This is a genomic window from Micromonospora sp. NPDC047812 (genome assembly GCF_040704175.1).
Taxonomy (GTDB): Bacteria; Actinomycetota; Actinomycetes; order Mycobacteriales; family Micromonosporaceae; genus Micromonospora.
Genome location: NZ_JBEYRY010000008.1, coordinates 153,927 through 176,088 on the forward strand (window position 1 = coordinate 153,927; position 22,162 = coordinate 176,088).

Annotated in this window: 21 protein-coding genes and 2 pseudogenes; 17 read left to right on the forward strand and 6 right to left on the reverse strand. The window is 75.1% G+C overall.

The genetic code is table 11. From position 1 onward, the window contains the following. Genes AB0883_RS25270 through AB0883_RS25280 form a run of 3 tightly spaced genes read right to left on the reverse strand, consistent with a single transcriptional unit; the run spans position 1 to position 4,154 of the window. Complete coding sequence (locus tag AB0883_RS25270; RefSeq protein WP_366643727.1) at positions 1-3,414, reverse strand: ATP-binding protein; 3,414 nt, start codon at positions 3,412-3,414, stop codon at positions 1-3. Positions 3,415-3,463: 49 nt separating this feature from the next. Further along, positions 3,464-3,826 (reverse strand): hypothetical protein, encoded by a 363-nt coding sequence (locus tag AB0883_RS25275; RefSeq protein WP_121401589.1) that lies wholly within the window; start codon positions 3,824-3,826, stop codon positions 3,464-3,466. 13 nt (positions 3,827-3,839) lie between these two features. Beyond that, the gene (locus tag AB0883_RS25280) at positions 3,840-4,154 is read right to left on the reverse strand and encodes a hypothetical protein (protein WP_121401588.1); all 315 of its coding nucleotides are present in this window, start codon (positions 4,152-4,154) and stop codon (positions 3,840-3,842) included. A 343-nt stretch (positions 4,155-4,497) separates the two neighbouring features. On the opposite strand from AB0883_RS25280, the pseudogene folP reads away from it, so the two are divergent. The 7 genes and pseudogenes from folP to AB0883_RS25315 all read left to right on the forward strand — a co-directional run. Continuing rightward, positions 4,498-5,334: pseudogene (gene folP, locus AB0883_RS25285) on the forward strand (dihydropteroate synthase); the annotation flags it as partial. Between the two features lie 81 nt (positions 5,335-5,415). Continuing rightward, entirely contained in the window at positions 5,416-5,781 is a 366-nt protein-coding gene (gene folB / locus AB0883_RS25290; protein WP_366643776.1) for a dihydroneopterin aldolase, read from the forward strand. Next, entirely contained in the window at positions 5,778-6,305 is a 528-nt protein-coding gene (gene folK, locus AB0883_RS25295; protein ID WP_366643730.1) for a 2-amino-4-hydroxy-6-hydroxymethyldihydropteridine diphosphokinase, read from the forward strand. The genes folB and folK overlap by 4 nt, the downstream gene beginning before the upstream one ends. Positions 6,306-6,324: 19 nt before the next feature. After that, positions 6,325-6,867: a DUF3180 domain-containing protein gene (locus tag AB0883_RS25300; protein WP_121401747.1), complete on the forward strand. Its 543-nt coding sequence runs from the start codon at positions 6,325-6,327 to the stop codon at positions 6,865-6,867. A 121-nt stretch (positions 6,868-6,988) separates the two neighbouring features. Continuing rightward, positions 6,989-8,203, forward strand: coding sequence for an ABC transporter permease (locus AB0883_RS25305; RefSeq protein ID WP_366643732.1), 1,215 nt, complete (start codon positions 6,989-6,991; stop codon positions 8,201-8,203). A 54-nt stretch (positions 8,204-8,257) separates the two neighbouring features. Next, on the forward strand, positions 8,258-8,572 hold the full coding sequence (locus AB0883_RS25310; protein ID WP_366643733.1) for a hypothetical protein: 315 nt from the start codon (positions 8,258-8,260) through the stop codon (positions 8,570-8,572). Positions 8,573-8,632: 60 nt separating this feature from the next. Beyond that, complete coding sequence (locus AB0883_RS25315) at positions 8,633-9,130, forward strand: hypothetical protein (protein WP_366643734.1); 498 nt, start codon at positions 8,633-8,635, stop codon at positions 9,128-9,130. 12 nt (positions 9,131-9,142) lie between these two features. Here AB0883_RS25315 and AB0883_RS25320 read toward each other — a convergent pair whose 3' ends face one another. Then, complete coding sequence (locus AB0883_RS25320; RefSeq protein ID WP_366643736.1) at positions 9,143-10,144, reverse strand: ATP-binding cassette domain-containing protein; 1,002 nt, start codon at positions 10,142-10,144, stop codon at positions 9,143-9,145. Positions 10,145-10,146: 2 nt separating this feature from the next. Here AB0883_RS25320 and AB0883_RS25325 point away from each other — a divergent pair, with 2 nt between their 5' ends. The 4 genes from AB0883_RS25325 (at position 10,147) to AB0883_RS25340 (ending at position 14,866) form a co-directional block, all read left to right on the forward strand. Next, positions 10,147-10,830, forward strand: a complete 684-nt coding sequence (locus AB0883_RS25325; RefSeq protein ID WP_311413184.1) for an ABC transporter permease — start codon at positions 10,147-10,149, stop codon at positions 10,828-10,830. A 173-nt stretch (positions 10,831-11,003) separates the two neighbouring features. Next, a complete protein-coding gene (locus tag AB0883_RS25330; protein WP_121401579.1) occupies positions 11,004-11,726 on the forward strand; it encodes an ABC transporter permease in 723 nt (240 codons plus the stop codon). Between the two features lie 253 nt (positions 11,727-11,979). Continuing rightward, entirely contained in the window at positions 11,980-12,984 is a 1,005-nt protein-coding gene (locus AB0883_RS25335) for a glycine betaine ABC transporter substrate-binding protein (protein WP_151456517.1), read from the forward strand. 169 nt (positions 12,985-13,153) lie between these two features. Then, positions 13,154-14,866: a hypothetical protein gene (locus AB0883_RS25340; RefSeq protein ID WP_366643740.1), complete on the forward strand. Its 1,713-nt coding sequence runs from the start codon at positions 13,154-13,156 to the stop codon at positions 14,864-14,866. Between the two features lie 68 nt (positions 14,867-14,934). Here the strand turns inward: AB0883_RS25340 and AB0883_RS25345 are convergent, their stop codons facing one another. Beyond that, positions 14,935-16,095: an NADH-quinone oxidoreductase subunit D gene (locus AB0883_RS25345; RefSeq protein ID WP_366643742.1), complete on the reverse strand. Its 1,161-nt coding sequence runs from the start codon at positions 16,093-16,095 to the stop codon at positions 14,935-14,937. A 59-nt stretch (positions 16,096-16,154) separates the two neighbouring features. Between AB0883_RS25345 and AB0883_RS25350 the strand changes: the two genes are divergently transcribed. After that, entirely contained in the window at positions 16,155-16,430 is a 276-nt protein-coding gene (locus AB0883_RS25350) for a transposase (protein ID WP_366643744.1), read from the forward strand. A 21-nt stretch (positions 16,431-16,451) separates the two neighbouring features. Continuing rightward, positions 16,452-17,351: pseudogene (locus AB0883_RS25355) on the forward strand (transposase); the annotation flags it as partial. A 22-nt stretch (positions 17,352-17,373) separates the two neighbouring features. On the opposite strand, the gene AB0883_RS25360 reads toward AB0883_RS25355, so the two are convergent. Then, positions 17,374-18,549, reverse strand: coding sequence for an SAM-dependent methyltransferase (locus AB0883_RS25360; protein ID WP_366643746.1), 1,176 nt, complete (start codon positions 18,547-18,549; stop codon positions 17,374-17,376). A 201-nt stretch (positions 18,550-18,750) separates the two neighbouring features. Here AB0883_RS25360 and AB0883_RS25365 point away from each other — a divergent pair, with 201 nt between their 5' ends. The 4 genes from AB0883_RS25365 to AB0883_RS25380 all read left to right on the forward strand — a co-directional run bounded on the left by AB0883_RS25365 (position 18,751) and on the right by AB0883_RS25380 (position 22,134). Then, complete coding sequence (locus tag AB0883_RS25365; protein WP_366643748.1) at positions 18,751-19,704, forward strand: Rossmann-like and DUF2520 domain-containing protein; 954 nt, start codon at positions 18,751-18,753, stop codon at positions 19,702-19,704. A gap of 56 nt (positions 19,705-19,760) precedes the next feature. Next, complete coding sequence (gene panC, locus AB0883_RS25370; RefSeq protein WP_366643750.1) at positions 19,761-20,609, forward strand: pantoate--beta-alanine ligase; 849 nt, start codon at positions 19,761-19,763, stop codon at positions 20,607-20,609. Positions 20,610-20,644: 35 nt separating this feature from the next. Next, a complete protein-coding gene (panD, locus tag AB0883_RS25375; RefSeq protein ID WP_363901620.1) occupies positions 20,645-21,073 on the forward strand; it encodes an aspartate 1-decarboxylase in 429 nt (142 codons plus the stop codon). Between the two features lie 167 nt (positions 21,074-21,240). Further along, the gene (locus AB0883_RS25380) at positions 21,241-22,134 is read left to right on the forward strand and encodes a septum formation family protein (RefSeq protein WP_366643753.1); all 894 of its coding nucleotides are present in this window, start codon (positions 21,241-21,243) and stop codon (positions 22,132-22,134) included. The last annotated feature ends 28 nt before the right edge of the window (positions 22,135-22,162 follow it).

Genomic DNA, 22,162 nt, shown 5'->3' on the forward strand with positions numbered 1-22,162 from the left:
TCACGCCTCCATGTTCGGCAGGATTGCCGGCAGCACCCCGGCAGCGGCGGCGATCGCGGCGGGGGTGGTGTCGAGGTGGTCCAGCAGCCCGTCGACGTACGAGACGTCGACCCGGACCTTCTGCACCCGGCCGTCGACGTCCCGCATGACGAATTCCCGGAAGCCGAGCCGGGTCGCGCTGGTGGCGTCGGCGGTGGAGAGGGAGGCCAGGGTGGCCTCGTAGCCGTCGTTGACCGGCACCCGCAGCAGGCGGAGTGCCTCGGAGGCGATCTCCGCGTCCTCGGCGATCCGGCCGACGAAGACGGTCGAGACCAGGTTCTGCACGTCGAGCCCGAGGATGTCCCGCGGGTTCTGCGAGGCCACCAGCGCGGCGAGGTTCCACTTGCGGGAGTCGCGCGCGAGCCGGACCAGGAACGACCGACCGGAGCGCCACCCCTCCATGAAGTGCGCCTCGTCCAGGCCGACGAGCTTCCGCGACGACATCGAGCCGCCGTAGCAGCGGCGTACGGCGAGCCGGTGCGCGGTGTGCAGCATCGGCAGGGCCAGCGATTCCTCGGCGGACCAGTATTCCCGCTCGATCTTCAGGTCGGGCAGTCGCAGCCCGGCCATGGTGATCACGGTGAGGGCGGCGTCGGCGCCGAGCAGTCCCTCCGGCGGCCGGCCGAAGAAGAGCATGGCCAGCGGCATCTCGGCGGTGTCGAGCAGCAGGTTGGCCAGTTCCTTGCCGGCGTCGTCGTCGAGCTGGCTGAGGCAGGCGACCACGTCGTCCAGGGTGGAGGTCTCCTCCGCCGGCACCTGGCGTACGGCGTGGCGGAAGAGGGTGGCGGTGGACGCCTCGCGGGCGACCTGTGGGGGCACCAGCATCATGCAGATGTCCTGCACCAGCATCCGCCGCTCGGCGCGGGCGTTGGAGACCGCGATCTCGAACTCCCGGTCACCGGCGGCCCCGGTGCCGAACTCGCTGCGCAGCGGCGTCGGGATGAGCGAGTACGGGGCCAGGGTGCCGTGCTCGGAGCCGGTCAGGTTCAGCACCCGCGCGTACGGCCGCAGCTCCGGCATGGCGCAGAGCCGGGCGAGCGGGCCGGACGGGTCGAGCAGCGTGACCTGGACCCCGCGTCGGGCCGCGAGGTAGCCGAGCGCGCCGAGCAGGGTGGATTTGCCGCCGCCCGGTTCGGCGACGAAGACGGCGAGCCCGGAGCGTTCGCGTACTTCCATCGGGAAGTGCAGGTCGAGGAAGACCGGCCGGCGGCAGGTGCCGGCGGTGCGCCCGATGAGGTCGCCGCGCCGGTCGCCGACGGTGGAGGCGGCCTGGGGGAGCGCCGCGGCGAGCAGGTTGACCGGCATGCGCCGGACGTAGCCGGTGTTGGCGATGGGCTCGCCGGGGATGAACTCGCGGGCCAGCCAGTCCTGGTTCTTCGGGTGTTGCAGCGAGATCCGCAGCTCGCGGGAGTAGAGCTGGATCAACCGGCGGGCCCGTTCCAGGCACTCCTCGCGGTTGCGACCGCCGACGGCGATCCGGTGCCAGCCGTGCGCGCGGGCCGAGTCGACCGGCAGCCCGGTGGTCATCTCGTCGCCGATGACCAGTGCGCGCTTGGCCAGCCGCTCCAGCTCGGGCGGGGCGTCGATGCCGTGTTCCGCGTAGTCGAGCTGCTGGGAGCGGATCATCCGCAGCCGGTGCTCCAGGTTACGGAAGGAGTCGCCGGAGCCGAGGATGTCGACGCGGGTGGAGAGCTCCATCGGCCACGGCAGCCGCTCATGGAAGTGCAGCCAGGGCTCGTGCCGCTCGGGGATCTCCAGCGGCTCCATCCGGCCGACCGCCAGCACGGCGACGTGCCGTTCCTCGCCGGTCATCCGGTTGACCAGCTTGACGGTCGAGCCGTACGGGGTGCGGTAGCGCTCGACCTGTTCGGTGAGGGCGAGCAGGTCGCCGCGTTCCCACTTGCCGTCGGTGAGCGGGGAGAGCTGCCCGGGTGGCGCCATGCAGAGCGCCACCGAGCGGTAGAGCAGCCACTCCAGTTCCTGTGCGCTGACCCGCCGGCCGCGCATGCCGAACGCGCCCAGCACCTCGTCGAACTGCTCGACGGTGCGGCCGAGCTTGCGGCGCTCGCCCTCGGCCACGCCCCGGCCGAAGGTGCGCAGCAGCCGCTCGGTGAGCGAGTCGCCGAGGGAGCGCCGGGCGAAGGTGACGCCGAGGTAGGTCTGCCCCTCGGCGTGGTTGACCGAGAGCAGGTGCCGCTGCGCGGCCACGAGGTGGTCGCCCCAGCCGGCGGTGCCGGGCACGTCGGGCAGCGGCGAAGCGGTGTGCGCGTCGATGGTGCGGGCCCACTCGTCGGCGGGGAAGGGCCGGGTGGTGCGCCGCAGGTGCAGTCGGAAGCCGGCCAGCCCGGCGTACTGCTCGGAGATCGCCGAGAGCAGCGCCTCCCGTTCCGCGTCCGGCCGGAACGCCCAGCGCACCTCCGGCAGCCAGTACCAGGCGGTGACGGTGTTGGGGGTGAAGGTGAGGTGGCCGGCGATCTCGGTGATGGCCAGCTCGACCGCCGGGTCCCGGTCCCCGAACTTGATCTTCGGTGGCTTGACCCGGGCGGGCTTGGTGGGCTGGCTCCGCCGGCCGGCGGAGCGTTGCCGCGGCGGCGCGACCTCCCGGCCGGCCCGCTCCGGCGGGCGCTCCCCGGTGCGGCGGGACGCCGGCTCGGGCGCCGGGTCCGGCGCGGGCGGGTCGAGCGGCGGTGGCTGCTGGAGAGGCGCCGGGTGGGACGACGGCGGCGCCGCCGCGACGGGCGGCAGGCTGGTCGTCGCGTTCTCCGCCTCCGCCGGTGGGCGGAGCGTGGGCAGCCGGTCCCCTGACTGGTGCGGCACCCGGGACCTGGCCGGGCGGGCGGGCGGCTCGTACGCGCCGGCCGGGGGCTGTTCGACGGCCGGTGTGACCGCCGGGGACGTCCGGTGGGCCGCGTCGGCCGGGTGGCCGCTCCGGTAGGCGTCGGCCCCGTGGCCCGCCCGTGCGGGCGGCGGCAGGGGGGCGGCGGGAGCCGGCGGGAGCGCGGCCGGGGCCGGTGCGGCGGTCGCCGACTGCTGCCCGATGGCGGGTTGCTCCCGCCCGCCGGCCCGCTGCGGGGGCGCCGCCGGCCGGGTCGCGCCGGGGCGCGTGCCGCCGAACAGGTCGAGGAAGGGTGAGTCGATGTCGGCGCTGTCGCCGGTGCCGGCGGCCTGCGGCTCGGCCGGCGGCGTCCGGCGTGGCGCCGGACGGGGGGCCTGGAAGACGCCCACGCCGCCGTGCCCGGGTGTCGTCACCAGGGCCGGATCGAGGGCGACCTCGTCCGTCTCGGGATCATCAGGGTAGTCGAACGACCGCGCACGGTTACCGTGCGGGACGGCCGGACGCCCTGCCGGGGAACCCGGCGTGGAACTGCGATTCATGCGACCGCCTCATCCGCGTCGTTCGACTGCCTGGTCGGGGTGCGACCGGTCATGCCAGTTCCTCCCGGATCCTGATCCGACTGCCGACCAGGCGGGGGTCCCGCTGCTCCGCGGCCGGCTCCCGGGTCCGCCGCCAGTCGGTCAGCGCGGTGCGGATCACCATGCGCGCGGGCCGGTCCGGGTCGACGTACCGGAAGATGAACGAGGTGCTCACGATGGCGAGCGCGATCTCCCAGGCGGGGAAGAGCTCGACCTGGAACGTGAACAGCCAGTGGATGAACATGTAGAGGGGGACGAGCAGCATGAACAGCCCGTACTGGGCGTACGGCAGGTGGACGGGAAGGGTGTAGCCGGGCGGCCCGAGGTAGACCAGGCGAGCCCGGTAGATGTCGTCGTCGGTGCGCAGCCGCATCTCGTGCCCGCGCCTATTCGAAGATCAGGTCGATCAGGTAGTCGCCGATGAAGAAGAGTGTGGCGGCTCCGGCGATGAAGGCGAGCCCGACGATCGCGATCGCCGAGCTGGTGAGGACCTTGGAGATCTCACCCCGGCTGGCGCGCCCGATGAAGATGACGCCCAGCACGGCCAGCAGGATCGGAGCGATCTTGCTGGCGAAGAACGTGACGACACCCTCGGTGTCGATCCCCTTGGGCGCGGGCTCGGCGAGTGGAGTCGACGCCAGGGCGGAGAGCGTGTGGGCGGCGGCGGACGTCGCCGTCTCCATCAGCTCGATGGCGATCACTGGAACCTCCCCAAGTCGCGGCCGGCGGCGCCGCGGTGGTGCAGTAGGCATGCCTGGCGGGAACGGTGCTCCCTGTGCGCAGCGTCGGCGACCCTGCGTTCGTTACCCACCACGGAGGGTGGTGAGCTTTGGGCGGATTCTCCCGCTTCGGCCCTCCCTCCAGGCTTCGCCATCTCGATGCCGGGCAGTTCCAAAGCGTACGGGCACCCACTGTTTGCGACAAGCCGCGAAGAGTCTGCCCGATACGACCGGGACGACCGATCGTACACCCGTTCGAATGCGCATGTCATCGCCCACGACCCGGCCCGCTGGGGGCGCTCCGGCCGACCGGTACGGTCTAGCCGTGACCGATCTGGTACGGGCCTCGGACCCGGTGGTGATGGGCGTCCTCAACGTCACGCCCGACTCCTTCTCCGACGGCGGACGGTACGCCGACCTCGATGCCGCCGTCGGACACGGCGTGCGGCTGCGGGCCGACGGCGCCCACCTGGTGGACGTCGGCGGCGAGTCCACCCGGCCGGGCTCCGACCGTGTCGACGCGGGGACCGAGACGGCCCGGGTGGTCCCCGTGATCCGGGAGCTGGCCGCCGCCGGCGTGCCCGTCAGCATCGACACCACCCGCGCGCGGGTCGCCGAGGCGGCCCTCGCCGCCGGCGCGTCCGTGGTCAACGACGTCTCCGGCGGCCTCGCCGACCCCGACATGGCCCGGGTGGTCCGCGACGCCGGTTGCCCCTGGGTGCTCATGCACTGGCGGGGCCACTCCCGCGAGATGGGGGAGCTGGCCCGCTACGCCGACGTGGTCGCCGAGGTGCGCGCCGAGCTGGGCCGCCGCGTCGACGAGGCGCTGCGGGCCGGGGTCGCCGCCGACCGCATCGTCGTCGACCCGGGGCTGGGCTTCGCCAAGACGGCCGCGCACAACTGGGAGCTGAGCAGGCACCTGTCCGAGCTGCTGGACCTCGGCTTCCCGCTGCTCTTCGCGTCCAGCCGCAAGTCTTACCTGGGGCGGCTGCTGGCCGGTCCCGACGGCACCCCCCGCCCCACGGACGGCCGCGACGTGGCCACCGTCGCCACCAGCCTGCTCGCGGTGGCGGCCGGCGCCTGGGGCGTACGCGTGCACGACGTCCGGGCCACCGTGGACGCCCTCGCCGTCTGGCAGGCCACGGGCGCGCCCCGCCTGGCGCCCGCGCCCACCGGTGGGGCCCGGGCGGCCCACGCCGGCGCCGGACGGGCGGACCGCACCGCCGACCACGGGGGGAGACCGATGACCGACCGGATCCAGCTGACCGGCCTACGGGCGCACGGCCGGCACGGGGTGTACGACTTCGAGCGCGTCCAGGGCCAGGACTTCGTGGTCGACGCCGTCCTGGAGATGGACCTCGCCCCGGCGGCCCGCTCCGACGAGGTGGGCGACACCGTCCACTACGGCGAACTGGCCGAGCAACTGGTCGCGGTGGTGACCGGCGAGCCGGTCAACCTGATCGAGACGCTCGCCGACCGGCTGCTGGCCGTCTGCCTGGCCGATCCCCGGGTCGAGGCCGCCACGGTCACCGTGCACAAGCCGGAGGCGCCCGTCCCGCACGCCTTCACCGACGTGGCCGTCACGATGACGCGGCGGCGGGACCGGTGACCCGCGCCGTCCTCTCTCTGGGCAGCAACCTCGGTGACCGGCTCGCCCACCTGCGCTGCGCCGTCTCGGCGTTCGGCGACAGCGTGCTCCTGGTCTCCGGCGTCTACGAGACTCCACCGTGGGGGGACGCGGACCAGCCCGCGTACCTGAACGCCGTTCTGCTCGCCGAGGACCCGGCCGCGACCCCGTACGACTGGCTGGAGCGGGCCAGGGCGGCGGAGCGCGCCGCCGGGCGCACCCGCGACCCGCAGCGGCGTTTCGGGCCGCGCACCCTGGACGTCGACGTCATCGCCGTGTGGGCCGACGGCGACGAGCCGGTGCTCAGCGACGACCCCGAGCTGACCCTGCCGCACCCCCGGGCCCACCTGCGGGCCTTCGTGCTGCGGCCGTGGATCGACCTCCAGCCGTACGGGCGACTGCCCGGGCACGGCTGGCTGACCGACCTGCTCAACACCTCTCCGGTGGCCGACGACGCGCTGGATCTGCGCCCCCGGCCGGATCTGGCGATAGAGTCGACGGCATGACCCAGTGGAGCCGGCCGGCATGACGCAGGCGCAGTCCCCGCGACCGGGCGGGACGGGCCCCGAGCGGTCCCGGATGGGTCCCACCCGGATCTCCACCCTGGTGGTGGCCGCCCTCGGCGCCGCCGCGGTGGCCTGGTTGCTGATCAGCACCCTCTACTACGACTACCTGCCGGAACTGCCCTGGCTGCCGGTGGTCACGCTCGCCGCGCTGGCCGTGCTGGAGGCGTACGCCGCCGTCAACACCCGGGGGCGCATCGAGCGCAGGCCGGGCCGAGAGCCGGTCAATCCGCTGCTGGTGGCCCGGTTCGTGGTGCTGGCGAAGGCGTCCGCGCTGGCCGGCGCGATCTTCACCGGGTTCTACGCCGGGCTGACCGGCTGGCTCTTCGTGGAGCGCACCGACGCCGCGATGGACGATCGGCCGATCGCCGGTGCCGGCCTGCTCGCCGGGCTGGCGCTGGTGGCGGCGGCGCTCTGGCTGGAGCGCTCCTGCCGGGTTCCCGAGCAGGAGGACGACGAGGACCGCGAGCCCGGCGGCCGGGAGGGCCGCCCCGGCCCACGCTGATTCCGGGGGTTACGCCCGGCCTCCCGCGCGGGTACGGTGCCTCCGACCGGAGAGCAACGCCGCCCCGGTCCGCCCGCGCGTCGGACCAGGCTGGACGGGCGGCCACGTGGGAGGCGGCGTCATGCGGTACGACGAACCGGAGCGTGAGCCGTCCCCCGAGCCCTCGTCCGGCATCCCCGCCTCCGTCCTGGAGAACGTCTTCGACGACCCCGCGCACGGCGAGCCCGGTCGCGACCGGTTCGCCGTCCACGTCGTCTGGGAGCTGCTGCTCCTGGCCGGGCTGGTCGTCCTGGCGTACCTGCTCTGGCGGGAGGACCCGGCCGCGCTGCGGGGCGACGGGCTGCGCTCCCTGCTCCTCGACGCGGTCGTGCTCGGGCTGCTGGGGCTGGCCGCCGGGCTGACCCTGCGTACCGCCGCCGTGAACCTGGCCGTCGGCCCCGTGGCGGTCGCCGCCGCGCTGCACGTCGCCGAACAGGGCGACCGGGGCGTCAGCGCCGCCGCCGGCCCGGCCCTGCTGGTCGCCGCGCTGGGCGGGCTCGCCCTGGCGCTGGTCGTGGTGGTGCTGCACGTGCCCGGCTGGGCCGCGTCCCTCGCGGGCGCGGCCGGGGTGATCGTGTACGTCGAACAGCGCTCGGCGTCGGTCCTGCCGCAGGGCGACTACGACCCGGAGCGCGGCGCGCTGCACCTCTTCGTCGGCTTCGCGGCCGTCGCGGTGCTCGGCGGTCTGTTCGGCTCGGTGCGGGCCGTCCGCCGGGTGGTCGGCCGGTTCCGCCCGGTCGTGGATCCCGCCCGCCGCCGGGGCGTGGTGGCGGCGGTGGTCACCTCCGGCGCGCTCGTCGGCTCCACGGTGCTGGCCGCGCTGGCCGGCATGCTGACGGCCAGCCGGGACACCGCCCCGGTCGCGCCGGACCCCGGGCTGGACTGGACGGTGCTCGCGGTCGGCCTGGCGCTGCTCGCCGGCACCAGCGCCTACGGCCGGCGGGGCGGCGTCTTCGGCACCCTGCTGGCGGTCTGCCTGGTCACGGTCTTCCTCGCGTACGCGCAGGCCCGGGGCTGGACGGTGAGCCGGTGGGCGGTCGGCGCGGCGGCGCTCGGCGTCGGGCTGCTGGTCACCCGGCTGGTCGAGGCGTACGGGCGGCCGGCGACCGGTGCGGCGGCGGAACCGGTCCCCGCCGGGGACGGCCGGATCGGTGCGGGCTGGACGGCGCCGGCGGCGGACCCGGTCGGCGACTGGCCGCCCGCCGTGCCGAGGCGGTCCCCGGAGAGCCCGGTGGACCCGTGGAGGGATCCCGGCTGGGAGACCGGCCCGTGCCGCTGGGACGCCGGCGACCGGTGAGCCGGCGCCGCGTCCACCGGGCCGGGAGTGATCTCGCCGGTTAGGCTCGGCGGCATGACCGACACACCATCGACCTCCGCCGGCCCGTCGTTCGGGGAACTCGACGCGCTGTCCACCGAGGAACTGCGGGAGCGTGCGTTCGCGGTCGCCCGGGAGCGCCACGACGTGCGCTTCTTCTGGTCCGTGCTGCGGCACCTGCCGAACGCGGACGAGGCCGCTGTCCTCGACGGCGCGCCCAACTCGGTCGGGCCGACGATCGACGAGGCCGCGGCGCTGTGGCGGGAGCTGACCGGGCACGGCTACGAGGAGTCGGCGCCGCTGCTGCGGGCCGCGTTCATCGACTACCTGATGAAGCACCCGCGAGGGTGACGGCGGTCGACGGCCCCGGACAGGTTTGCCCCCCGCGCTCCGCCGGGAACTGACCCGATCATGGCGCTCACCAACCCGTCACGCACCGGCGGTCGCTACGGGACGGCGGCGGGCACGGGCGCGCTCGCGGCGCTCCTCCTGGTCGCGGTCTGCGGCAGCCCGGCGTACGTCGGCTGGGCCGCCGGCACCGACCCGAACTCCGCCGGCGGCTGGTACCTGCAACTGCTCTCCTGGCCGGCGTGGCACTTCAGCGGGGACGGGGCGACCGGCAACCTGCTCGTGGCGAACCTGCGGGCCGTCCTGCTGGTCATCCTCGCGGCGCTCTTCCTCTACCTGCTGCCCACCTCGCAGGTGGCCCGGGTGCAGGGGTCGGGGACGCAGTTCTTCTCCGGCTGGGCCGCGTACGTCCTGGCCAGCGGCTTCGCTTCGCTGATCGCCGCCTTCCTCGGCCCGGAGCCGGCGCTGCTGACGGCGATCCAGGCGGGCGGCGCCGGCGCGACGTACGGCTTCCTCTCCGGCTGGGTCATCGGCACGGCCAGCCTCGGCGGTCGCGCCTGACCGGGCCGCGCCTCACCGCTCGGGCGCGCCCAGTTCGAGCAGCCGCTCCCGGCTGAGCACCCCGATCGGCCGTTCCCCGTCGGTCACCACGACCCGGTCCGCGGCCGAGGTCAGCAGCACCCCCAGCGCGTCGTACGCCGAGCCGCCGACCGGCATCGTCGGCAGCCCGGCCACCCCGCCCTCCGGCAGCGGCTCGACGGCCCCGCCGGTGACCGGGGTGACCGCGAGCCGGCGGATGCCCCGGTCGGCGCCCACGAACTCCCGGACGAAGGGCGTGGCGGGCGCGCCCAGCACGGTGGCCGGGGTGTCGAACTGCTCCAGGCGCCCGCCCTCGGAGAGCACCGCGATCCGGTCGCCCAGCCGGACCGCCTCGTCGAGATCGTGGGTGACCAGCACGATGGTCTTGCGCACCTCGGCCTGCAACCGGAGGAACTCCTCCTGCAACCGGGTCCGCGCGATCGGGTCGACGGCCGAGAACGGCTCGTCCATCAGCAGCACCACCGGGTCGGCGGCCAGCGCCCGGGCCACCCCGACCCGCTGCCGCTGCCCGCCCGAGAGCTCGTGCGGGTAGCGGCGGCCGAACGTGGCCGGGTCGAGCCCGACCAGTTCCAGCAGCTCGTCGACCCGGCGGCGGCTGCGCTGGCGGGGCCAGCCGAGCAGCCGGGGCACGGTGGCGACGTTGGCGCTGACCGTCTGGTGCGGGAAGAGCCCGACGTTCTGGATCACGTAGCCGATCCGGCGGCGCAGCCCGACCGGGTCGACCCGGGTGACGTCCTCGCCGCCGAGCAGGATCCGGCCGCCGGTCGGCTCGATGAGGCGGTTGACCATCCGGAGCACCGTGGACTTGCCGCAGCCCGACGGTCCGATCAGCACCGCCAGTTCGCCGGCTCTGATGTCCAAGCTCAGCTCGCGTACGGCCTCGGTGCCGTCCGGATAACGCTTCCGGATGCCCTCCAGCGTGATCGACGCCGCGCGCGGTTCGGCGGGGGCGGTGCCCTCCGGGGTAACGTCCACACATGTCCTTCCGCCTGAGCTACCGGGCCGACCCGGGTAACCCGTGGTTCTCCTGGCAGTACGTGCGGGACAACTCTGACACGATCCTCGCCGCCGTGCGGGAGCACGCCTCGCTGACCGCTCGCGCGGTGCTGATCGCCGCCCTGATCGCGCTGCCGCTGGCGGTCGCCGCGTACTGGTACCGCTCCCTCGCCGGGCCGGTCCTGGCCCTCACCGGGGTGCTCTACACGGTGCCGTCGCTGGCGCTGTTCGCGTTCGTCGCCCCCTACCTGGGCATCGGCGCGGCGACCGCGCTCAGCGTGGTGGTCCTCTACGCGCTGCTGGTGATCGTCCGCAACGCCGTCGCCGGGCTCAACCAGGTGCCCCCCGAGGTCCGCGAGGCGGCGGAGGGGATGGGGTACGGCCGCTGGGGCCGGCTGTTCCGCGTCGAGTTGCCACTGGCCCTGCCGGGCATCCTCACCGGGCTGCGGCTGGCGACCGTCTCCACGGTGGCCCTGGTGACCGTGGGCGTGGTGATCGGGCGCGGCGGCCTGGGGCAGCTGATCTTCGCCGGCTTCCAGAACAACTTCTACAAGGCGCAGATCATGACGGGGACGCTGCTCTGCGTCCTGCTCGCACTGGTGCTCGACCTGGTCCTGGCCGGTGCGGGCAGGCTGCTGACCCCCTGGCTGAAGCGGGCCCGGTGAGCGCGAGGAACGCAGCGCAGCGGAGTCCCGCAGTCGCGAGCGGGAGGTTGGTTCGGTGAGCGCGAGGAACGCGGCGCAGCGGAGTCCCGCGGTCGCGAGCGGAGGGTTGGTCCGGTGAGCGCGAGGAACGCAGCGCGGCGGAGTCCCGCGGTCGCGAGCGGGAGGTTGGCTCGGTGAATCCGGTCGAGGCGGCGCTGGTCTGGCTCAACGACCCGCTGAACTGGACGAACCCGGGCGGCGTCCTGGACCGGCTGGGCGAGCACCTGTCGATGTCGGCGGCGGCGGTGGCGCTCGGCTGCCTGGTCGCCTGGCCGATCGGGCTCTGGCTCGGGCACACCGGCCGGGGCGGCGGCCTGGTGGTGCTGGTGTCCAACGTGTCGCTCGCCGTCCCCACGCTCGCCCTGCTCACCATCCTGCCGCTGACCTTCCTCGGTTTCGGCCGGCCGTCGGTGGTGGTCGCGCTGGCCGTCTTCGCCGTGCCGCCGCTGCTGGCCAACGCGTACACGGGGGTGCGGCAGGCCGATCCGGAGGCCCGGGACGCGGCGCGCGGGATGGGCTTCTCGGGGTGGCAGCTGCTACGCCGGGTCGAGCTGCCGCTGGCGGTGCCCTACCTGGCGGCCGGGTTCCGCACGGCGGCGGTGCAGGTGGTGGCGACGGCCGCGCTGGCGTCCTTCGTCAACGGCGGCGGCCTGGGCCAGATCATCCGGGCGGGCTTCGGGCTGGACATCGCCGCCGGCGGCGGCCAGATCATCGCCGGCGGCGTGCTGGTGGCCGGGCTCGCCATGCTGTTGGAACTGGTGCTGGCCCTGGTCGAGCGGCTGGTCACGCCGCGCCCGCTGCGGGCCGGTCGCCGTCGGGCGCGTCGCCGGGCGGCTCAGGCGGTGGCCGGCGGCTGAGCGTCGTCCGCCCGCCCGCCCGGACGCCGAGCCCGAGCGGACGCGGGACGGCGAATCCGGTTCACCTCTGGTGACGATCCGGTGACAAACTCCGCCTCGGGTTGTCGGTCCCGCGTGGAAGATGTTGGGGTGGGAAACCGGGCGGCCGCAAGGCGAGCCGCCCGTGGGACACAGCGGGCGGCCGGACCAGATCGCCCGTCGGACACGCGGCCGGCCCGACAGGGTCGCGCCGGGACACGGAAGGCGGGCACTGATGCGCGCACGTACACGCCTGGCGGTCGGTGCGGTGGGAGCCCTCGCCGCGGCGGGGCTGCTGACCGGCTGCGGCGACGCCGGCTCCTCCGGCACGGACGCCCCGGAGCAGGCGGCCTCGGGGGCCGGCTGCGCGCCGGTCGCCGGTGACCAGCTCGTCGTCCTCGACGACGACAAGAAGCTCCAGAACACCGACAACGTCATCCCGGCGGTCAACGCCGACGCGGCCAACCCGCAGTTGATCGCGGCGCTGGACAAGGTGTCGGCCGCACTCGACACGCCGAAGCTGATCCAGCTCAACAAGGCCGTCGACGTCGACCGCAAGACGGCCCAGAAGGCGGCCGAGGAGTTCGCGGCGGCCAACGGCGTCACCGCCGGCATCGCCAAGGGCCCCGGCGGGCAGATCGTGATCGGCGCGGCCAACTTCACGGAGAACCAGATCCTGGCCGAGCTCTACAAGATCGCCCTGACCGCCGCCGGCTACGACGCCAAGGTGCAGCAGATCGGCAACCGCGAGCTCTACGAGCCGGCGCTGGAGAAGGGCGAGATCCAGGTCGTCCCGGAGTACGCGGCGACCATGGCCGAGTTCCTCAACACCAAGGCCAACGGCAAGGACGCCCAGCCGGTTTCCTCGCCGGAGCTGGAGAAGACCGTCGCGGCGCTGAAGGCGGCCGGCGACAAGGCGGGCCTCGTCTTCGGCACGCCGGCCGCCGCGCAGGACCAGAACGCCTTTGCCGTGACGAAGGCGTTCGCCGACAAGTACGGCGTCAGCACGCTCTCCGAGCTGGCCGCCAAGTGCTCCGGCCAGGCCACGGTGCTGGCCGGGCCGCCGGAGTGCCCGCAGCGGCCGAAGTGCCAGGCGGGGCTCGTCCAGGTCTACGACTTCAAGGCCGGCTCGTTCAGCTCGCTGGACCAGGGCGGCCCGCAGACCAAGAACGCGCTGAAGACCGGGGCCGCGAGCGTGGGCCTGGTGTTCTCCTCGGACGGCGCGCTGGCCGTCGGCTGATCCCCGACCGGCCGCCGGTGGCCCCGTGCCACCGGCGGGCCGACGGGCGGTCCGACGGCTGCCGGCCCGCCCGGTCGGTCGACGGTCGGCGGGGCGATCGGCGGCGAAGACGCCGGATGCCCTGTTCGCCCTTTCCCCGGCGGGGCAGCCCTCGGTAGGCTGCGGACCCATGCCAGCCCCGGTCGCCCCCGCCGACAAGCGCAGCCCGTCGTTGCTGACCGTGCTCTTCTGGGTCGGTGTGGCCCTGGCGCCGGTGGCGGCGTTGATCCTGCTCGTCGCCGACGGCAACGGCCCGCTGCGGTTCGCCGCCGTGCTGGCCATCCTTGCCGTGGTCCTGATCGGCCTGTCGATCGCGTTGCGCGCCGACGGCGCGGGCCCGGCCCGCACCGACGAGCTGCTGGACGAGATCGAGCAGCTCCGCCGCGAGTTGCGCGGGGAGATCGTGGCCGCCGCCCAACGCGGCAACCAGGCGCTCGACCACGCCCAGCGGGCACAGGATGAGGTCACCGCGCTGCGTCGGCGGCTGGACGCGAGCAGCGCCGCGCTGGCCGGCGTCGACGCCCCGGCCGGCGCCGGCCGGGCCCGGGCGTCCGCCGACGACGCGGTCACCGGCCGCAGGCGGGTGCCGGACCAGGACGACGCGGTGCCCCACCGGGGACGCGCCGACCGGGACGACGAGGAGCCCGCCCGCATGCCGCAGCCGGCTCCGCGTGCCGAGCGGCCCGCGCCCGGCCCGGTCGCCGGGTACGGCGTGGCCGGGCCGGCTACGGGTGCGGCCGGCGGGCACGGCGCGGACCGGCCGGCCGCCGGCGGAGCGGCCGGGGTGTACGGGGCGGGCCGGCCGACGGAGCCGGCGGGCCCGCCCTCGGCCCGGCCGCTCGGAGTGGTGCGGCACACCGAGACCGTGCACGTCACCACCCGGCACACCATCGTGGACGGCGCCGCGTCCGTTCCCGGCGACCGGGCGGCCCGGTACGGCGGCGGGTACGCGGGACGCTGGTCGCCGGAGCAGGAGGAGCGGGCGTGGCCGGGTGAGCCGGACGACCGTCCCTGGGCCGGTCACGGGCACGGCGGACCGGACGACCGGTCCCGCCGCGAGGACCGGCCACGCCGGGACGACGACGCGTCGCGGCCGGGCCCCGGGGCCGCCCGGGACGACCGCCCCCGGCCGGTCCAGCCCGGCGGCCGGGAGTGGTCCGCCGAGCCCGGCGGCCGGGAGTGGTCCGCCCAGCCCGGCGGCCGGGAGTGGTCCGGCGAGCGGGGCGAGCGCGAGTGGCCGGGGCGGCACGACGACCGGGGACAGCAGTGGGACGACCCGGGTCGGGGCGGCGCGGAGGCACCGGGCTGGGCGGCGCCGGCCGAAGCGCGTGGGCGCGGCCGGTCGTACCCGCCGGACGAGCCGGGTGCGGAGGGCGGGGAGTACTGGTCGCAGCTGCGCGCCGGGGACCGGTGGGCCGCCGTACGGGACGACGACCGGGGTCGGGAGCTGCGGGTCGGGGAGCGGCGTGCCGAGGTGCACGCGGACGCGACCGGCACCGAGTACCGGGTCGCGGACCGCTGGGCGGCGGTCCGGCGGGACGAGCCGCGCCGGGGTCCGGACCGGGCGGACGACGGGTGGCGCGGCGGCTGGCCGGAGCCGGACGACGCCCCGGCCCTGCCGGCCGGCGGGGTGCCGGTGCCGGACGAGTGGCGTCCGCCCCGTCAGCGGGGACACCAGCCCGGGGCGCGGCACGACGCCGGTCCGCCCGAGGCGCACCGCACTCGTCGGGCGGAGCCCGGGCCGGAGCGGTACGGCCGGCGGCAGGAGGAGCACCACGGCTACCCGCCGCAGGGTGACGAGCCCCGCGCGGGCGGCGCCCGCAACGCCGACCGCTGGCGCTGACCCCGCCCGCCCGGCCGCCCCGACCGGCAGCCGCCGCGCCGCCCCTCGACCGGGCGGGCGCGGTCGGGTCACTTGTCGATGTCGCCGACCACGAAGAACATCGAGCCGAGGATGGCGATCAGGTCCGGCACCAGGCAGCCCGGGAGAAGGGTGGCCAGCGCCTGCACGTTCGCGTACGACGCGGTGCGCAGCTTGAGCCGCCACGGCGTCTTCTCGCCCCGGGAGACCAGGTAGTAGCCGTTGATGCCGAGCGGGTTCTCGGTCCAGGCGTAGGTGTGCCCCTCCGGGGCCTTGAGCACCTTCGGCAGCCGGGTGTTGACCGGCCCGCTGAGCCGGTCCACCCGGTCCAGGCACTGCTCGGCGAGGTCGAGCGAGGCGTACACCTGGTCGAGCAGCACCTCGAAGCGGGCGTGGCAGTCCCCGGCGGTCTTCGTTACAACCGGCACGTCCAGCTGGTCGTAGGCCAGGTAGGGCTCGTCGCGGCGCAGGTCCAGGTCGAGGCCGGAGGCCCGGGCGACGGGCCCGGACGCGCCGAACGCGGCGGCGTCCGCCGCGGAGAGCACCCCGACGCCGACCGTACGGGCCAGGAAGATGTCGTTGCGCCGGATGAGGTTGTCCAGGTCCGGCATCCGCCGGCGGACCTCGGCGATGGCGGCCCGCGCCCGGCCGGTCCAGCCGGCGGGCACCTCCTCCTTGAGCCCGCCCACCCGGTTGAACATGTAGTGGATCCGGCCGCCGGAGACCTCCTCCATCACCGCCTGGATGGTCTCCCGCTCGCGGAAGGCGTAGAACATCGGCGTGATCGCGCCGATCTCAAGCGGGTAGGAGCCGAGGAACATCAGGTGGTTGAGCACCCGGTTCAGCTCGGCCAGCGCCATCCGCAGCCAGGTGGCCCGCTCCGGGACCTCCATGCCCATGAGCCGTTCCACGGCGAGCACCACGCCCAGCTCGTTGGAGAAGGCCGAGAGCCAGTCGTGCCGGTTGGCCAGCACGATGATCTGCCGGTAGTCGCGGACCTCGAACAGCTTCTCCGCGCCCCGGTGCATGTAGCCGACGATCGGCTCGCAGGCCACCACCCGCTCGCCGTCGAGCACCAGCCTGAGCCGGAGCACGCCGTGCGTGGAGGGGTGCTGCGGCCCGATGTTGAGCACCATGTCGGTGCCGAGCTGCTCGCCGCCGGCCCCGGTGCCGACGGTCAGCTCGCGGAGGTCGCCGGCGTCCGTGGTCATGAGGCTCCTTCTGCGGATGTCCCGGGCCTTCGGCCCGGGGAAGAAACGGGGTTTCAAGGGTGAAGCGGGCATTCAAGTTCCGCTTCTACCCGACTGCTCAGCAGGAAGAGCTGTTGAGCCGAACGTTCGGGTGTGTGCGCAAGGTCTACAACCTGGCCCTGCACGCCCGCACCGAGGCGTGGTACCAGCGGCAGGAACGGGTCAACTACAACGCGACCAGCGCGATGCTGACCGCCTGGAAGAAGTCCGAGGAGTTGGCCTTCCTCAACGAGGTCTCCTCCGTTCCGCTGCAACAGACGCTGCGGCATCTGCAAGGCGCCTTCGCGGCGTTCTGAGACAAGCGCGCCCGCTACCCGCGCTTCAAGGCCAAGCGTAGGTCGCGAGCTTCGGCCGAGTTCACCCCCAGCGCGTTCCGCTGGAAAGATGGCCAGCTCACTCTGGCCAAGATGACCGACCCGTTGGCCATCGTCTGGTCGAGGTCGCTGCCCGAAGGGCAGTCCCCGTCCACCGTGACCGTGTCCCGTGATTCGGCCGGCCGCTGGTTCGTGTCCCTGCTCTGTGAGGACCGGATCGAGACCCTCCCGACCATCGAGAGCACGGTCGGCATCGACGCCGGCCTCGAGCACCTGCTCACTCTGTCCACCGGGGAGAAGATCGCCAACCCCCGGCACGAACGGGCCGACCGGGCTCGGCTGGCCCGCGTCCAGCGAGGGTTGGCCCGTAAGGAGAAGGGCTCCCACAACCGGGCCAAGGCCCGGCTCAAGGTGGCCCGCGTCCACGCCCGCATCGGCGATCGCAGACGTGATCACCTGCACAAGCTCACCACTCGACTCGTGCGCGAAAACCAAACGCTCGTGATCGAGGACCTGACCGTGCGCAACATGGTCCGCAACCACCGCCTGGCCCGTGCCATCAGCGACGCGGCCTGGCACCAATTCCGCGAACTGCTCACCTACAAGTGCGCCTGGTACGGCCGGAACCTGGTCGTGATCGACCGCTGGTACCCGTCGTCCAAGGTGTGCTCGACCTGTGCAGCCGTCGCGCGGAACATGCCGCTGAAAGTGCGAGCGTGGACGTGCCGGTGGGGCACCACCCACGACCGCGACGTCAACGCGGCACGCAACATCCTGGCCGCCGGGCTGGCGGCTGCTGCCTGTGGAGCCGGTGTAAGACCTCAACGGGAACCCTCCCGGACAGGGCGGTCGGCGATGAAGCAGGAAACCCCTGGGGCGATCCAGGGAATCCCCGTCCTCTAGGGCGGGGAGGATGTCAAGACCGTCATCGTGCCATGAATGGCCCGGGGTCGACGCCGACCGGTTGCCGCAGCCACCAGTGCCCGCCCAGGCCGGCCGGGTCGGTCAGCTCGGCCACCGCCGACGCGGCGGCGAGCGCCCGCACGTACCCGGCCGGGTCGCCGGCGGCCAGGCTCAGCGGCGGTCGCCCGCCGTCGGCCCCGAGCGCCCGCAGCGCCTCCCGCTGCGACACCAGGTCGTACGCGCACCCGGCGACCGTGGCGCCGGCGGAGGCGACCGAGTCGACGGCGACGTGCGCGGTGACGTCGCGGGTCCCGTCCGGCACCGGCGGCACCTGCCGCCCGCCCCGGTACCCGGTCAACGTCCCGTCCACGGGCCGGCCGTCCCGCAGGTGCCCGTAGTCCACGGCCAGCGCCAGCCCTCGGTCGAGTTTTCCCACCGCCCCGGCCCAGGCGTCGTCGCGCGTCCGGCCGATCTCGGCTCTGACTGCTGTCGGGAGCTCCGGGCGGCCCGACCCGCTCCGCGCGGTCACGCTCGGTGCCTCCGCCGATCGGGCCGCCCGGGACCCCGACCCGGCCGGGCCGATTCCGTCCGCGCCGGCATCCGGTGCCGGCCACCACCAGGCCAGCCAGTCCGCGTCGGCGGGGTCGACCGGGTCACCGACGGTCTCCGCGCCGGTGGCCGGGTCGACCAGCAGGTAGCGCCAACCTTCGGCGGTGTGCACCGCCACGTCGAGCGGCACGTTGTCCAGCCACTCGGTGGCCACCAGCAGCCCGGTGATCCCGTCGGGGATCTCGTCGAGCCAGTCGATCTCGTCGGGCAGGTCGGCCGGTCGGGGGGCCTTCTCGACCGCGGTGAGGCGTACCCGGGAGGCGAGCGGAACCGACGCGGAGGGCGCGGGACCGGCGGACGACGGACCGGACGAGGCCGAGGGCCGGGCGGCGGCCGGGGGAGCCCCCAGCGCGGCGGAGAGGGCGCGCAGCAGCTCGCCCCGGCCCGCCCCCACGTCCACGACGCGGAGGTCGTCCGGGTGGCCGAGGGCGGCGTCGACCCGCTCGACGAGCCGCAGCAGCGCGTCGGCGAAGGCCGGGGAGGCGTGCACGCTGGTGCGGAAGTGGCCGGCCGGACCCGACCCGGAGACGAAGAAGCCGCCCGGCCCGTAGAGCGCCCGTTCCATCGCGTCCCGCCAGCGGACGGACATCAGCTCGTTCCTCGCTCAGCGTGCGTCACCGTGCCGACCCTACGGTCAGCCGGTCGGGCGGGGACCGTCCGTCCCCGTCCCGGCGGTCGTGCCGCCGGGTGCCGGCGGTGAACGTTTTCACACATCCTTGTCCCGGTTCCGTGACCCCGGCGCATACTTGCCATCGACCGGTACCCCTTCTCGAGGACTGGATCGTCGCCCATGAGCGCACCCCTGCGCCCGCGCCCGGCCGCCCCCCACGGGCCCGCCGTCCCGCCGGCCGCCACCCCCCGTCTCCTCACCGTCGGCATCGTCGGCTCCGGCCGGGTCGGCACCGTTCTGGGCGCCGCGCTCGCCGCCGCCGGCCACCGGGTCGTCGCCGTCACGGCCGGCTCGGGCGCCTCCCGGGCCCGGGCCGCGCTGCTGCTCCCCGAGGTGCCCCGCCGTTCCGCCGCCGCCGTGGCGCGGGCGGCCACCGACCTGCTGCTGGTCGCCGTGCCCGACGACGCGCTCGCCGGGGTGGTCGCCGCCCTCGCCGACGGCGGCGCGCTGCGTCCCGGCCAGGTGGTCGCGCACACCTCCGGAGCGCACGGGCTGGCCGTGCTCGCCCCCGCCGCCGCGGCGGGCGCCCGCCCCCTCGCCCTGCACCCCGCGATGACCTTCACCGGTACGCCGGACGACCTCGCCCGGCTGGCCGGCATCTCGTACGGGGTGACCGCCCCGGCGGAGCTGCGCCCCCTGGCCGCCCGGCTCGTCGCCGACCTCGGCGGGGTCCCGGAGTGGGTCGGGGAGGCGGACCGGCCGCTCTACCACGCGGCGCTGGCGCACGGCGCCAACCACCTGGTGACCCTGGTCAACGAGGCGGCCGACCGGCTGCGCGACGCCGGGGTGGCCCAGCCGGAGAAGGTGCTCGCCCCGCTGCTGCGGGCCGCCCTGGAGAACGCGCTGCGCCTCGGCGACGACGCGCTGACCGGGCCGGTGTCCCGGGGCGACGCCGGCACGGTCGAGCGGCACCTGGCCCGGCTCGCCGCGACCGCTCCCGAGTCGGTGGCGCCCTATGTGGCCCTGGCCCGGCGTACGGCCGACCGGGCCATCGCGGCGGGCCGGCTGCGGCCGGTCGACGCGGAGTCGCTGCTCGGCGTGCTCGCCGGCGACCGGCGGCAGGTGGCGGCGTGACCGGGCTGACCGCAGGTGGCGGCGTGAACGGGCCGACGGTGGACGGAGGGGACCGCGTGACGGCACTGGTGCACGGCCGCGCCGAGCTGGCCGCGGCGCGGGACGGGCTCAAGGGCACCGTCGGCGTCGTGATGACCATGGGTGCCCTGCACTCCGGCCACGAGACGCTGCTGCGGGCGGCCCGGGAGCGGGCCGACCACGTGCTCGTCACGATCTTCGTCAACCCGTTGCAGTTCGGCCCGAACGAGGACTTCGACCGCTACCCGCGCACCCTCGACGCCGACCTGGAGATCTGCCGGCGGGCCGGCGCGGACGTGGTCTTCGCCCCCTCGGTGACGGACATGTACCCGGACGGCCAGCCCCGGGTCCGGGTGAACCCGGGCCCGCTGGGGGAGGACCTGGAGGGGCAGAGCCGCCCCGGGTTCTTCCACGGGGTGCTCACGGTGGTGCTGAAGCTGCTCCAGCTCACCCGACCCGACCTGGCGTTCTTCGGCGAGAAGGACTACCAGCAGCTGACCCTGGTGCGGCGGATGGCCCGGGACCTCGACGTGCCGGTCGAGGTGGTCGGCGTGCCGACCGTACGGGAGCCGGACGGGCTGGCCCTGTCCAGCCGCAACCGCTACCTCTCCCCGGCCGAGCGGGAGGCCGCGCTGAGCCTGTCGGCGGCGCTGCGGGCCGGGGCCGCGACCGCCGACGGGGGCGGTGACGCGGGGGCGGTGCTCGCCGCCGCGCACGCGGCCTTCGGCGCCGGTACGCCCGGCGCGCGGCTCGACTATCTGGTGCTCACCGACCCGGACCTGGAACCGGGGCCGGTCTCCGGGCCGGCGCGGCTGCTCGTCGCCGCCTGGGTGGGCGCCACCCGGCTGATCGACAACGCGGCGATCCGGCTCGCCCCCCGTTCCTGAACCCCACCCCCGCCACTTCCGCGAAAGGCATCCCGATGCTGCGCACCATGCTCAAGTCGAAGATCCACCGGGCCACGGTGACCCAGGCCGACCTGCACTACGTCGGCTCGGTGACCGTCGACGAGGACCTGCTCGACGCCGCCGACCTGATCCCCGGCGAGCAGGTGGCGATCGTGGACATCACCAACGGGGCCCGGCTGGAGACGTACGTGATCCCGGGCGAGCGGGGCAGCGGCGTGATCGGCATCAACGGCGCCGCCGCCCACCTGGTGCACCCGGGGGACCTGGTCATCCTCATCTCGTACGGGCAGATGGACGACGCCGAGGCCCGCGCGTACCGGCCGCGGGTCGTGCACGTGGACGCCGACAACCGGGTCGTCGAGCTGAACACCGACCCGACCACCGCCGCCCCCGGCACCGCCGGCGCCCCGGTCCCCAACCCCTTCGCCGCCGCCGCCGTCTGATCCGTCCGGTACCTCCTCCGCCCGATCTCGGTGGCGGTTCGTCCCCTTCGTGACCGAAGGGAGCCTCCGGGGGGCGAAGTGGGGGCGCTCGCGGTCTGTCACCGGAAGGTCATCCCTGGGTAGTCTGGTTGCCCGTCGAGAGACGCGGGTGGCTGGGGGAGGCCGCGATGCGCCGTGCGATGAGTGCCCTGCTCGCTGCCGTCGCCACGGCCGCACTCCTGGCCGGCTGCGCCGACGCCGGCGGGCTGGACGGTGACCTGGTCGACGACTGGGCGGCCCTGCCCGCTCCCGGGCCCTTCACCCCGGCCGCCGGGGTGTGCCAGGTCGCCGACTTCGTCGACGTGGTGACCCTGGCGGCGTACGCGCCGGTGGACTGCGCCGTGCCGCACCGGGTCGAGACCGTGCACGTGGGTGCCTTCCCGGCCGAGCGGCCCGCCCCGCCGCCGGGCGGCTCGGCCGAGTTGCGGGGCGCCTTCGCCGACTGCGACGCCCGGGCGACCGGTCACGTGGGCGCCGACTGGCGGACGGGGCGGCTGCGGCTGGCGGTGGCGGTGCCGTCCGGGGCGGGCTGGACGGCCGGCGCCCGCTGGTACCGGTGCGACCTGACCGAGGTGAGCACCGTCGAGGCCGCCGCCACGGTGGTGGTCCGCGCCGGCAGCCTCCGGGACGCGCTGCGGGGGCCGTCCCCGCTGCGCCTGGGCTGCCAGCAGGCCCGCTCGCGGGGCGGGTCGGTGCGGACGCTGCTCCCGGTCGACTGCGCCGCCAGGCACGACGCCGAGTTCGTCGGGGTGTGGCGGGCGCCCGACCGCCCGTACCCGACCCGGGCCGCCGACTGGGCCCCGCTCTACGCCGGCTGCCGCTCGGTGCTCGGCCGCTACGTGGGGGTGCCCGACGACGCCGACCTGCGGTTCCGCAGCGGCGTGGTGGTCCGCCCGCCGGGGGCCGGCAGGTGGCGCGTCGGCGACCGGGGCGTGCGCTGCTACCTCTGGCTCGACGACCGTACGGTGACCGGCTCACTGCGGGGCGCGGGCCCGGCCGCCCTCCCGGTCCGGACGAGGTAGCGGCACGGCGGGACCCGATGGCCCAAAC

Bases quoted from the DNA above. Each gene is read 5' to 3' on its own strand.
- AB0883_RS25365 (WP_366643748.1), top strand. From the start codon at position 18,751: ATGAGCGCACCCCTGCGCCCGCGCCCGGCCGCCCCCCACGGGCCCGCC.
- panD (WP_363901620.1), top strand. From the start codon at position 20,645: ATGCTGCGCACCATGCTCAAGTCGAAGATCCACCGGGCCACGGTGACC.
- AB0883_RS25300 (WP_121401747.1), top strand. From the start codon at position 6,325: ATGACGCAGGCGCAGTCCCCGCGACCGGGCGGGACGGGCCCCGAGCGG.
- AB0883_RS25380 (WP_366643753.1), top strand. From the start codon at position 21,241: ATGCGCCGTGCGATGAGTGCCCTGCTCGCTGCCGTCGCCACGGCCGCA.
- AB0883_RS25325 (WP_311413184.1), top strand. From the start codon at position 10,147: ATGTCCTTCCGCCTGAGCTACCGGGCCGACCCGGGTAACCCGTGGTTC.
- AB0883_RS25345 (WP_366643742.1), bottom strand. From the start codon at position 16,095: ATGACCACGGACGCCGGCGACCTCCGCGAGCTGACCGTCGGCACCGGG.
- AB0883_RS25335 (WP_151456517.1), top strand. From the start codon at position 11,980: ATGCGCGCACGTACACGCCTGGCGGTCGGTGCGGTGGGAGCCCTCGCC.
- AB0883_RS25315 (WP_366643734.1), top strand. From the start codon at position 8,633: ATGGCGCTCACCAACCCGTCACGCACCGGCGGTCGCTACGGGACGGCG.
- AB0883_RS25270 (WP_366643727.1), bottom strand. From the start codon at position 3,414: ATGAATCGCAGTTCCACGCCGGGTTCCCCGGCAGGGCGTCCGGCCGTC.
- AB0883_RS25305 (WP_366643732.1), top strand. From the start codon at position 6,989: ATGCGGTACGACGAACCGGAGCGTGAGCCGTCCCCCGAGCCCTCGTCC.
- AB0883_RS25310 (WP_366643733.1), top strand. From the start codon at position 8,258: ATGACCGACACACCATCGACCTCCGCCGGCCCGTCGTTCGGGGAACTC.
- AB0883_RS25340 (WP_366643740.1), top strand. From the start codon at position 13,154: ATGCCAGCCCCGGTCGCCCCCGCCGACAAGCGCAGCCCGTCGTTGCTG.
- AB0883_RS25360 (WP_366643746.1), bottom strand. From the start codon at position 18,549: ATGTCCGTCCGCTGGCGGGACGCGATGGAACGGGCGCTCTACGGGCCG.
- AB0883_RS25275 (WP_121401589.1), bottom strand. From the start codon at position 3,826: ATGCGGCTGCGCACCGACGACGACATCTACCGGGCTCGCCTGGTCTAC.
- folB (WP_366643776.1), top strand. From the start codon at position 5,416: ATGACCGACCGGATCCAGCTGACCGGCCTACGGGCGCACGGCCGGCAC.